The sequence below is a fragment of the Ruegeria sp. YTSA168 genome, from assembly GCF_059610045.1.
The window spans coordinates 77,824-89,176 of record NZ_JBXWMW010000008.1; the positions used below are offsets into that span (position 1 = coordinate 77,824).

13 protein-coding genes are annotated in these 11,353 nt (G+C 56.7%); 3 read left to right on the top strand and 10 right to left on the bottom strand.

Features of this window, described 5'->3' with window-relative positions; all coding sequences use genetic code 11:
* Positions 1 to 27 precede the first annotated feature (27 nt).
* Positions 28 to 501, top strand: coding sequence for a class I SAM-dependent methyltransferase (locus tag AC2FFE_RS14755; RefSeq protein ID WP_496846995.1), 474 nt, complete (start codon positions 28 to 30; stop codon positions 499 to 501).
* Here the strand turns inward: AC2FFE_RS14755 and AC2FFE_RS14760 are convergent.
* The 7 genes from AC2FFE_RS14760 to AC2FFE_RS14790 all read right to left on the bottom strand — a co-directional run bounded on the left by AC2FFE_RS14760 (position 498) and on the right by AC2FFE_RS14790 (position 6,509).
* Positions 498 to 869 (bottom strand): DUF2237 family protein, encoded by a 372-nt coding sequence (locus tag AC2FFE_RS14760; RefSeq protein WP_496819991.1) that lies wholly within the window; start codon positions 867 to 869, stop codon positions 498 to 500. The two genes, AC2FFE_RS14755 and AC2FFE_RS14760, sit on opposite strands and share 4 nt — an antisense overlap.
* Before the next feature lie 9 nt (positions 870 to 878).
* Positions 879 to 2,042: a serine hydrolase domain-containing protein gene (locus tag AC2FFE_RS14765; protein ID WP_496846996.1), complete on the bottom strand. Its 1,164-nt coding sequence runs from the start codon at positions 2,040 to 2,042 to the stop codon at positions 879 to 881.
* A gap of 81 nt (positions 2,043 to 2,123) precedes the next feature.
* Positions 2,124 to 2,807 (bottom strand): aminoacyl-tRNA hydrolase, encoded by a 684-nt coding sequence (gene pth, locus AC2FFE_RS14770; protein WP_496819989.1) that lies wholly within the window; start codon positions 2,805 to 2,807, stop codon positions 2,124 to 2,126.
* 122 nt (positions 2,808 to 2,929) lie between these two features.
* The gene (locus AC2FFE_RS14775; RefSeq protein ID WP_496819988.1) at positions 2,930 to 3,583 is read right to left on the bottom strand and encodes a 50S ribosomal protein L25/general stress protein Ctc; all 654 of its coding nucleotides are present in this window, start codon (positions 3,581 to 3,583) and stop codon (positions 2,930 to 2,932) included.
* A 242-nt stretch (positions 3,584 to 3,825) separates the two neighbouring features.
* Complete coding sequence (locus AC2FFE_RS14780; protein WP_496819987.1) at positions 3,826 to 4,992, bottom strand: alpha-hydroxy acid oxidase; 1,167 nt, start codon at positions 4,990 to 4,992, stop codon at positions 3,826 to 3,828.
* A gap of 157 nt (positions 4,993 to 5,149) precedes the next feature.
* A complete protein-coding gene (gene trpA / locus AC2FFE_RS14785) occupies positions 5,150 to 5,941 on the bottom strand; it encodes a tryptophan synthase subunit alpha (protein WP_496819986.1) in 792 nt (263 codons plus the stop codon).
* Positions 5,942 to 6,020: 79 nt separating this feature from the next.
* Positions 6,021 to 6,509: an acyloxyacyl hydrolase gene (locus AC2FFE_RS14790; protein ID WP_496819984.1), complete on the bottom strand. Its 489-nt coding sequence runs from the start codon at positions 6,507 to 6,509 to the stop codon at positions 6,021 to 6,023.
* Between the two features lie 201 nt (positions 6,510 to 6,710).
* On the opposite strand from AC2FFE_RS14790, the gene ychF reads away from it, so the two are divergent.
* On the top strand, positions 6,711 to 7,808 hold the full coding sequence (gene ychF, locus AC2FFE_RS14795; RefSeq protein ID WP_496819983.1) for a redox-regulated ATPase YchF: 1,098 nt from the start codon (positions 6,711 to 6,713) through the stop codon (positions 7,806 to 7,808).
* Positions 7,809 to 7,868: 60 nt separating this feature from the next.
* On the opposite strand, the gene AC2FFE_RS14800 is transcribed toward ychF, so the two are convergent.
* The 3 genes from AC2FFE_RS14800 to AC2FFE_RS14810 are packed head-to-tail and all read right to left on the bottom strand — an operon-like array spanning position 7,869 to position 10,273.
* On the bottom strand, positions 7,869 to 8,600 hold the full coding sequence (locus tag AC2FFE_RS14800) for an amino acid ABC transporter ATP-binding protein (protein ID WP_496846997.1): 732 nt from the start codon (positions 8,598 to 8,600) through the stop codon (positions 7,869 to 7,871).
* Complete coding sequence (locus tag AC2FFE_RS14805) at positions 8,597 to 9,454, bottom strand: amino acid ABC transporter permease (protein WP_496819981.1); 858 nt, start codon at positions 9,452 to 9,454, stop codon at positions 8,597 to 8,599. The genes AC2FFE_RS14800 and AC2FFE_RS14805 overlap by 4 nt, the downstream gene beginning before the upstream one ends.
* Positions 9,455 to 10,273, bottom strand: a complete 819-nt coding sequence (locus AC2FFE_RS14810) for an ABC transporter substrate-binding protein (protein ID WP_496846998.1) — start codon at positions 10,271 to 10,273, stop codon at positions 9,455 to 9,457.
* Positions 10,274 to 10,456: 183 nt separating this feature from the next.
* On the opposite strand from AC2FFE_RS14810, the gene AC2FFE_RS14815 reads away from it, so the two are divergent.
* On the top strand, positions 10,457 to 11,338 hold the full coding sequence (locus AC2FFE_RS14815) for a LysR family transcriptional regulator (RefSeq protein WP_496819979.1): 882 nt from the start codon (positions 10,457 to 10,459) through the stop codon (positions 11,336 to 11,338).
* Positions 11,339 to 11,353 lie beyond the last annotated feature (15 nt).

The window sequence follows — 11,353 nt, forward strand, 5'->3', positions numbered from 1 at the left end:
ATCAAGCCCGAACAGCTTTGAAATACGATGCCACGGCGCCCGGATGGGCGGACAAGATGCGGTTGTACAACCGCGGGGTTTCCTCACCTTGCTAGGGCCATCAGACAGCATGTTGTTTCAGGCAAAAAAGTGCCCTTGCCTGACGCGGTGCTGATGCAGCGATCACGAAAACTGGCTGTCAGAGTTCAAGGCGTACAGCAACCCTATGATTGTATCCTGGCGGCGCATATCCTGGAACATTGTCCTGATCCGGTCGATGCATTGCGTCAAATGCGCGAATTGGCTGCACCGGGGGCGACACTTTGGCTGGTCGTAAGCAAACCGCATTGGTGCAATGTGATCATATGGTTGCAGTGGCGCCACCGAACCTATCGGCCAGACGTGGTGGAAAAATGCTGGTGCCAATCAGGTTGGGTTTTGGAGGTTGAGCACAGTTTTCCAACCGGCCCGCCGTCGCGCACATCCCGTGGATATCGCGCAGTGGCGATACAAGGACATTAATCAGAGCGCTTGGCTTCCAATGCCTTCAGCGGAACGATCTCCAACGCCCGCTGATGCGTTGCTTCAAGATGCACCATCGGGGCACAGCCTTCGTCATAGGCCTGCAGGAAACGACTTGCACAAAGGCACCAGCTGTCACCGGGGTTAAGACCCGGAAAATCAAACTCGGGGCGCGGTGTGCTGAGATCATTGCCCACATATTTGGAATAGGCCAGGAATTCAGCCGTCATGACGGCGCAGACCGTGTGGCTGCCCTGATCCTCGGGGCATGTGTTGCAGGCTCCGTCCCGGAAAAACCCGGTCAGAGGATCGCGTGAACAGGGGGCCAGCACGCCCCCCAGAACATTGATACTGTCTTGTTTCTGCATATGGCAACCTTACAGGCTTCGGGCGATGCTGCGAAACATTTCAATATTTTCTTCGCTGACGCCCGGATCGCGAAAGCGCCGATCTGCGCCGGTCGTGACGATTAGAACGTCGCGAGCCTGGTCAAAGTAGATGTATTGCCCGTAAACGCCACGTGCCATGAATTCACCGTTTTCGGCACCAACTGGGATCCACCATTGGTAGCCATAGCCGATTTTGTCCGGTTTGGTTGGTGATGATGCCGCTGTTGATACAGCGATCCAATCCGCCGGAACCAGCTGTTGCCCATTGTGTACGCCGTTTTGCAAGATCATCTGTCCAAAACGGGCGAAGTCACGCGTGGTGAAGTTCAACCCACCAAGGACAAAGGCCACGCCAGCGCCGTCCGTCACATAGTAGCCGTCATGCTCCAAGCCCAAGGGTTGAATGATTTTTTCGGTCAGCAGGTCGGTAACGCTGCGCCCGGTGGCCCCGCGGATCACCATGCCCAGGACATGCGTGTCGATCGAAACATATTGATAGGTCTCTCCCGGAGGCGCGAAACTTTCGTTAAGCGAGGCGGCAAATTCATCCAGCTCACCGCCGAGGGCCACGATACGGCCCATACGGTTGATGTCTGAATTGGGGTCCAGGTAGTCTTCGTCAAAGGTTACACCGCTGGCCATGTTCAGCACATTCCGGATCGTGGCGCCGTCATAGGCGCTGCCCTTCAACTGCGGAGCGTATTGCACGACAGGATCGTCCAGTGAGGTAATTGCGCCTTCGTTCAGCAAGATGCCGAACAAGGCCGACAGATAGCTTTTTGCAACCGACCAAGAAATCCGCCGGTCATCCGCGCCGGTGCCCAGATAGTATTCTTCAAACCGAACCTCACCGTTTTGCATGACCAGCAGCGAGGTCACGGCGCGTTCATCAACCCATTCATCTGTGCCGTCGGGAAGGTCAAAGCCAACCCCATAGGGCAATTCCCAAGTTGGTCCGTTTCCACGGGGCAGGGGGGCGGTCAGAAACGCCTCATCCATGTGCGAGAAGTTGTGAACGATCTTCTCTTCGGAAAACAAAGAGTTCACAGCCATCAAGCGCTGAATCTCTTCACGCTTCCAGATCCCAACCGCAATTGCCGCCAGCACCAGGGTCAAAGTGATGCGCAGCAGCCATTTGAACACAGTTCTCATGCAACCCTCCCTGTTTCAGTTACATAGGAGCGTTGCAGGAGGCGTTGCGCAATCAATACGTAACGGAAAGCACGATCAGGATTACTTGAACTTATCCAGCAGTTTTTGCATGGCCGTCCGGTCATCTGCAGCTGGTTCGGGTCTTTCAGCGGGCTTAGATGCGGGGTTGTCGGCCGGAGAGGTTTTGGATGACCGCGCGGGTGCAGTACGCAGCGCAACGGCGTTCATGAATTTGCCACCCTCATCCATTGCCAGATGTTCAGCCCCCTCTGAGACACCGCGCAGTACATTGTCCAGCCAGTCGCCCTCAGCTTTGGCAAAATCTGATAGGACGTAAGGCGATACCATTTCCTTGCGGCCAGGGTGGCCGATGCCCAGGCGCACCCGATCATAGGCCGCCCCGATGTGGTCGTGGATCGACCGCAACCCATTGTGACCCGCATGGCCGCCGCCCGCCTTGACCCGAACCTTGCCAGGGGCCAGGTCCAGTTCATCGTGAAAGACGGTTACATCCGTTGATTGAAGGTTGTAGAACCGCATCGCTTCGCCAACCGACTGGCCCGAACGGTTCATGAAAGTCTGTGGCTTTAGCAGCAATATCTTTTCCGAGCCCAATCGCCCTTCGGCAATCTCGCCCTGGAACTTTGATTTCCACGGGCCAAACCCATGATTTTCGGCAATCCGATCCAAAGCCATGAAACCGATATTGTGTCGGTTTCGGGCGTATTTTGAGCCCGGGTTCCCCAGTCCGACAAACAGTTTCATTCTCTGGTCCTTGTGCAGTGCAACAGGTTGATGGCACGGAATTGCACCTGTTTCCAGCCCGACCAAAAGAAAACGGGGCCTGAAAAGGGCCCCGTTTCATGTCTGAACTTTTGGGTCCAGGCTTATTCTTCGGCGTTTTCCTGACCGACGACTTCTACTTCGTCTGCGGCCACGTCATCGCTTTCTTCATCGTCGCTTGTCGACAGCCCGGTCGGCGCCGAGATGTTGGCGATCACAAAGTCACGGTCGATGGTCGGCTTGGTGCCAGCCGGCAATTCAACCGAGGAAATGGTTGCAACGTCGTTGATCTCCATCCCGGTCAGATCAACGGTGATCTTTTCAGGGATGTCACCGGCGGTGCACATCAGTTCAACCTCAGGGCGGACAACGGTCAGAACGCCGCCCTTTTTGATGCCGGGGGCTGCTTCTTCGTTGACAAACTCAACCGGAATGTACAGCGCGATCTTTGTGGTCCGACGCAGGCGCATCAGGTCCAGGTGGGTCGGCAGGTCTTTGACGATATCACGCTGAACGTCACGGCAGATGACGCGGACGTCTTCGTGACCGTCAACCTTCAGGTTCCAAAGGGTCGACTTGAACCGGCCAGCCTTCAGGCGCTTGAACAGTTCGTTGAACGGGATTTGAATCGGTAGCGGCTCTTTGTCGCCACCAAAAACAATGCCCGGAACCATGCCATCGCGGCGTGCCTGACGAGCGGCGCCCTTGCCTGTCCCCGTCCGTTCCAGAGCTACGAGATCAGGAATCTCTCCAGCCATGATAATTCTCCAATGTTAGGGCGGGCATCCTCCAAGGCTGTATGCCCGCGTGAAGCCGCGTCCTTAGCTTGATTCACCTCGTTTGGAAAGGGGTTTTTGACTGTCTGCAATTTTGCGAGGCTCTGCCTCGCGCTCCGGGATATTTTTAGCCAGATGAATAAAGGATCCAGACTTCATCTGGCTGTAAATATTCCCGGGGAGGCGCCCGGTACGGGCGACGGGGGCAGCGCCCCTTATGTCTCTCACTTCTGCCAGCGACCGCCGAAATCTTGGGGCACCAACAGATTGTGTCGACCTAGGTCGGCCACATTGCGTTCCCCGCATAAGGCCATGGTTGTATCAAGTTCTTTCTGAATGACTTCTAGCGCTGTTGTAACGCCCTTCTGGCCCATCGCGCCTAACCCGTAGACAAAGGCGCGCCCGATATAGGTGCCCTTAGCGCCCAATGCCAATGCCTTGAGAACGTCTTGCCCGGACCGGATGCCGCTGTCCAGATGAACCTCGATGTCGCTACCAACAGCATCCATGATTTCGGGCAGCATTCGGATCGAACTGAGCGCGCCGTCCAGTTGGCGACCGCCGTGGTTCGATACGACGATGGCGTCTGCCCCCAGTTTGGCAGCCATCTTCGCATCTTCGGCATCCAGAATGCCTTTGAGGATCACCTTGCCGCCCCATTGTTCCATGAGCTTTTCAACCTTTGACCAATCCAGGCTGGGGTCAAATTGTTCAGCCGCCCAAGCGCCCAAAGAGGAAGCGTCCGAGATGCCTTCCACATGGCCGACGATGTTCCCGAATTCACGCCTTTGGGCGCGCAGCATCTCGATACCCCAGGCCCATTTGGTCATCAGGTTTGCTATGGTTTTTGCGGTCGGTTTTGGCGGGGCGGACAGCCCATTCTTCAGATCCTTGTGCCGCTGACCCAGGATCTGCAGGTCCAGCGTGATCACTAGCGCTGAACATTTGGCCTCTTTTGCACGCTGGATCAGCCGATTGACATAGTCGGTATCTTTCATCGTGTAGAGCTGAAACCAGAAGGGTCTGCTGGTATATCCTGCCACATCTTCAATCGAATTGATGGACATCGTCGATAACGTAAACGGCACACCAAAATCCTCGGCTGCCTTGGCCGCTTTCATCTCGCCATCGGCATGTTGCATTCCGGTCAGGCCTACCGGAGCAAGCGCGACTGGCATCGCGACTTCCTGCCCGATCATCTGAGACGCGGTTGAACGCCCGGCCATGTCCACCGCAACCCGCTGGCGCAGGCGGATCTGTTCGAAATCCGAGCTGTTTTCGCGAAAGGTCTGTTCAGTCCAGCTGCCGCTTTCGGCGTAGTCATAGAACATGCGCGGTACGCGTCGTTCATAGATACGTTTTAGGTCGTCGATGGTAGTGATGACAGGCATTTGCTCGGCTCTTGAAGGGATTGGTTTGTTTTCTTTACCAATTTACGCCAAAGATCGCAACGCTGGATAATTTCGGTTGAGGGACATGGCCGCACAGAGAAAAGCCGCGCTCAGCAGGGGCTGACTGCGGCTTCGGTTCTAATTTTGGTGAAGAAAGTCAGGCGGAATGCGCACCATCCGCCAGAGTTTTTACAAATTCTAGCACGTCGGGCACGGGCTTGCCTGCCCCGATCTGGCTGACAATGGCAGACCCCACGACCGCGCCATCCGCGACTGATGCGATGGCGCGAGATTTTTCGGGTGTGTTGATTCCAAAGCCCACGATCACGGGCAGATCACTTGCGGATTTGATACGCGCGACCTCGGGTCCCACGTTAGTGGCCTCGGCCTCGGCTGCGCCGGTGATCCCGGTGATCGATACATAGTAGACAAAGCCAGAGGTGTTTTGCAGCACGCGTGGCAGGCGTTTGTCATCAGTTGTGGGGGTGGCGAGGCGAATGAAGTTCAGGCCTGCGGCCTGCGCTGGCAGGCAAAGCTCGTCATCTTCTTCCGGGGGCAGATCCACAACGATTAACCCATCAATACCAGCGGCTTTGGCGTCGGACAGAAACGCGCCAACACCGTGGCTGTAGATCGGGTTGTAGTAGCCCATCAGCACGATAGGCGTAGTGTCGTCCGCTTCGCGAAAGCTGCGGGCCAGATCGAGGGTGCGCTTCAGCGTCATGCCTTGATCCAGCGCCCGCTGGCCCGCAGCCTGAATGGTTGGTCCGTCCGCCATTGGATCGGTAAAGGGCAGGCCCAGCTCGATCACGTCGACACCTGCGCCGGGCAGACCTTTGACCACCTCGAGTGAAGTGTCGTAGTCAGGATCGCCCGCCATGATATAGGCAACGAATGCCTTTTTGCCTTCGGCTCTCAGGGCGGCGAATTTCGCGTCGATACGGGTCATCGGGTGTCCTTGCAGTCAGGTTTGAACCTGATGTGCAGAAACTTTGCCCGAAAATCAATCCCGCCCGGGTCTGATCGGCTCAGAAGCCCAGATGATACCGTACGAGCACCGCGTTTACGCCCGGGTTGAACTCTTGCGTGCTGGCATTGGATTTATGCGTGATGGCCACCGACACTTTGTTACCGCTATTCAGGGTATAGCCCAGGCCCAGCAAGCTGCGGATCTGAAAACTCCCGCCCAGATCGTTCAGATCATTGCCTTCGTTGTAGTAGCCGGGCATTACGCTGCCTTCGACGAACCAGCGGTCATTCAGATTGTAGATGCCGACGAGGCCTGCGCCGATATGGGTATCGCCGTCTTCGTCTACCGAAAGGGCTGCACCCCAGCTCGCGCTGAACCGGGTCGCCTGATGGAAGGGGCGATGCTGATATTCAAGGGATACGATGCCTTGATCCACCGACGCACTGTCAGAATAATCTGCATATCCGGCCCCAAAGATCACAGTCTGGGCCTGCGTAACTGCCGGGGTGGCAAGTGCAATCAGGGACGCGAAAAGGAAAGTCTTCATAGCCGGAGTTCTTCAGTTGTTATGTATACATGCGCTAAGTGGCTACCCTAAATCGTATTTTTCAATCGGTACAAGAACACGATTGGGGAACAGTTTTGTGATGTGACCTATCGGCCCCATGCTTCGCAGGCCCGAGCTATTGCTTGCGCATTCCACTTTAGGTGCATAGAAGACGCCGTCACATCGCTTCAGGAGGCCATCATGGGCTTTAAAATGGGAATTGTGGGTCTGCCGAATGTCGGCAAGTCGACCCTGTTTAACGCGCTGACCAAAACAGCTGCGGCGCAAGCTGCGAATTTCCCGTTTTGCACAATCGAACCAAATGTCGGTGATGTGGCCGTGCCGGATGACCGGCTGGATAAGCTGGCGGCGATTGCGTCTTCCAAGCAGATCATCCCGACGCGTATGACCTTTGTGGATATTGCAGGTCTGGTGAAGGGGGCCTCAAAAGGCGAAGGGCTGGGCAACCAGTTTCTGGCCAACATTCGCGAGACCGACGCTATTGCCCATGTGCTGCGCTGTTTCGAAGATGGCGACGTAACCCATGTGGATGGCCGGGTTGATCCGGTGGCCGATGCTGATACGATTGAGACAGAGTTGATGCTGGCCGATCTGGAAAGCATCGAAAAGCGCCGCGCCAATCTGGTGCGCAAGCTAAAGGGCAATGACAAAGAGGCGCAGCAGCAGGACCGTTTGCTGGCCGAGGCGCAAGAGATGTTGGAAAGCGGCAAGCCCGCGCGTCTGGTTGAAGTGTCCGACGAAGACGCCAAGGCCTGGAAGATGCTTCAACTTCTGACGACCAAGCCGGTGCTCTATGTCTGTAACGTGTCCGAAGAAGAAGCCGCCGAAGGGAATGAATATTCGGCCAAGGTCGCCGAAATGGCCGCGGGCCAAGGCAATTCGCATGTCATCATCAGCGCCAAGATCGAGGAAGAGATCAGCCTGCTGGAAGAGGATGAGGCCCAGATGTTCCTTGAGGAAATGGGTTTGGAAGAACCCGGCCTCGACCGTCTGATCCGCGCAGGCTACGACCTGCTGAAACTGGAAACCTATTTTACCGTTGGCCCGAAAGAGGCCCGCGCCTGGACCATCCGCACCGGCACCGCCGCACCGCAGGCTGCTGGCGTGATCCATGGGGATTTTGAAAAGGGTTTCATCCGGGCTGAGACCATTGCCTATGAGGACTATATCGCCGCGAATGGCGAACAGGGCGCGAAAGAAGCAGGTAAGATGAGGGCCGAGGGGAAAGGCTACATCGTCAAAGATGGCGATGTGATGCACTTTCTGTTCAACACCTAAAGTCGCGCAACGGGTATTGCGATTGGCGCTGAGATCACCCAGCGCTAAACATGCAAAGGGTCAAAGGACGCGCGACAGAAAGGCCTTGGTGCGCGGCTCGCGCGGTTGGGAAAACAGTTGTTCAGGCGTGCCTTGTTCCAAAATGCGACCTGCGTCCAGAAAACAGACCTTGTCTGCCAGTTCTCGCGCAAATCCCATCTCGTGAGTGGCAAGCACCATTGTCATACCCTGTTGGTGCAGGTCGCGCAGTACGTCCAGTACCTCGCCTACAAGCTCGGGGTCCAGGGCGCTGGTGATTTCGTCAAACAGCATGATCTGCGGCTGCATTGCCAGCGCCCGGATGATTGCGACGCGCTGTTGCTGCCCGCCTGAAAGCTGATCGGGATAGTGCTGCATCCGGTCTTGCAATCCGAAGCGGGCAAAAAGCTGTGTGACCTGCGGGCGCAGCTTGTCCCGGCTGAGGCCGTGCACGCGGCGTGGCGCAAGCATCACGTTCTCAACCGCCGTCATATGGGGAAATAAGTTATAGCTTTGAAACACGATGCCGATCTGCTGGCGCACGGGCTGCGGATCCAGTCCGGGTTCCGATATATCTTTGCCATCCAGCCAGATCGTGCCGTCGTCGATGGGCTCGAGCAGGTTCATGCAGCGTAGCAGCGTGGATTTGCCAGACCCGGACGTCCCGATCAGGCAAACCATTTCCCCTTCGGCCACATCAAGATCGATGCCTTTGCAAACCTCATGGTCGCCGAAGCGTTTGCGCACACCTCTTAACGATAGCTTCGCCGTCATGTTCGGGCCCGGTTCTGTTTGTTCATCAGGTAATCGGCATAGCGTGTCGCGGGAATGGTCAGGGCCAAGAAAATCAGCGCGGCGCCCACATAGGGCGTGAAATTGGCATAAAGCGATTTGTAAACGCCGGCCTGACGAAACACCTCGACCGGTCCGATGAAAGACAACAGCGCTACATCTTTTTGCAGCGCGATGAACAGATTCATATTGGCAGGCACCACGTTACGAATGGCCTGTGGCAACACTACAAAGCGCATGGTGTCTTGCGCGCTTAAGCCCAGCGAGGCCGCAGCAGAGCGTTGCGACTGGTGGATCGAATCGATGCCCGACCGGATCACTTCGGCCACATAGGCCGAATACACCAGAACCAGCGCCACTGTGCCCCAGATATACGGGCTGTTCCACGGCCTGGGCAGGCCCAGCCCGGGGACGCCAAAGCCGACAATGTAGATCACCAGAACCACAGGTAGGCCGCGGAAAATGTCGGTATAGGCGATCCCAAAAAGGCGCAGAGGAAACAGCGCGGGTGCGCGCGTATCCCGGCACAGTGCGATCATCAAGCCCGTCACCGCGATCAAGGGTGCGGACCATGCAAAGATCATCACGTTCAGTACAAAGGCTTCCAGCAATCCGGGAAAGGTTGCCGCAAAGACCCTGCCATTGAAAAAGGCGCGCTGGACGGCTTCCCAGCCGGGCGCGAGCGGGATCAGGACGATCAGTGCAAGGACCACACTGACCGTTGAAATCAGTGCGATACGGTTTGATCGCCGCCTGACCCCAGCCTCATAGAGCTCACGGCGTGTTGGGCCCGAACCTTTGGGTTCAGGTGGATTTTGTAGCGACGTGTCGTTCATTTACTGGATAACCGGCACTCCGGTGGCTTCGGACAGCCATTGGGTTTCGATGGCGGCAAGCTCTCCGCTTTCAACCAGTTCCGAAATCGCCGCGTCGACACATTCTTTCAGCGGATTGCCATCTTCCATCAGTAGGCCGAACTGATCAGGGCTTTCGGATTGATCAGGTGAAAACTGCCCCAGCAATGCCCCGTTTTCAACCACAACTGCTGATAGATACAAGGCCGTTGGCAGATCATAAAGGGCGGCATCAATCTGGCCGGCGATGATCGCGGCGTTCACATCTGCATTGTCATTGTATAGCAGCGGATCACTTGTGGGTTGGACAATTTCCGTCAACATCGGGACTGCGGTGGTTGTTGCCATTGCGCCCCATTTCAAGCCCTTCAGGCTGTCTAATGTCGCCTCGGCTCCAGCATCAATCACGCCCTGCGTGGTCAACACCGCCATGGCGGACGTGTAATAGGGCAGGCTGAAATCGACCATCTCCTCACGTTCGGGCGTGATCGAGTATTGCTGCATGTTGAAATCAAAGTTCTTTGCCCCGGGCTGGATGGCCTCATCAAAACTGGTGCGCACCCAAGTGACACTGTCGGCCTCAAACCCCATCTTCTTGGCGATGGCATATCCAACGGCGGCCTCAAACCCTTCGCCGCTTTCGGGCGCGTCATTCATCACCCAAGGATAGTAGGCCGGGTTTCCGGTGGCGATTGTCAGCGTGCCATCCGTCAGGGTCTTACCTGCCGCACACTCCCCAGCGGCAAGCGCATGGGCTGCGGACAGAATGACGGCCAATGCCGTACCTGCAATCAGTTTCATTGAAGCATCTCCCTGGATTTTGTTTGCCCACAGGTTCTTACGGACGCGCGGATTTGTCTAGTGTGTGTCCTGATCCGATGCGATGGCACGTTGGTTCATGCACCGGCGGATCGCATCATGCATTCCGCTCGGCCGCAGAGCCAGCTAGTGTGGGGGTCAAGCTACGACCCGAGACCGCATCACATGATTGAAATCCGCGACCTACAGCTGCTCAGTGCCCTTGCGCGGCATCGTCACTTTGCCAAGGCGGCCGAGGAATGCGGGATCTCGCAGCCTGCTTTTTCGATGCGTATTCGCAATCTCGAAGATCGGTTGGGCGTCTCGATTGTCCGCCGGGCGAACCGGTTTCAGGGGTTGACCGAAGAAGGCGAGATGATCGTCCAGCGTGCGCGACGCATACTTGACGATACCAAAGCGTTGGAACAGCAGGTTCTGGCGGCAAAGGGCGAGATCACGGGCACTCTGATCCTGGGCGTGATCCCCACCGCGATCGCGTTTACTGGGCGCCTTACCAAACACCTGCGGCAGGCTCATCCGCGCATCGTGACCCGGATCGAGACCATGTCAGCCACGGCCATCCAGCACCGGCTGGATGAGGGCAGCCTGGATGCCGGGGTTACTTATGGCGATAGCATCGGTACCGATCTCAGGCAGGTGCAGCCGCTGTATGAAGAAACTTACGTGTTACTGGTTCCATCGCATATGACCGACGAAACAGGCCCGATCCCCTGGTCGCGCGTGGCCGATTTCCCGCTGAGCCTGCTCGAGCCGCAGATGCAGAACCGGCGCATTCTTGATCGGATTTTCACCGAACAGGGGCTGCACCCGGATATCGTCGCAGAAAGCAGCGGATTTACCACGTCGATGGTGATGGCGCGCGAAGGTCTGGCAGCGGCGGTCGTTCCGCGTGTTCTGGTCAAGGCTTTGGGTGATTTGAAGGGTACGAAAGTGCTGCCTTTGGTCGACCCGGTGGTCAGCAAGCCGATTTGTCTGGCGACACTGATCCGGGATCCAGAATTGCCAACCATACAAGCGCTGCGCTCTGTGGTGACCTCTTTGCGGTGATAAGGTGTCGTTATC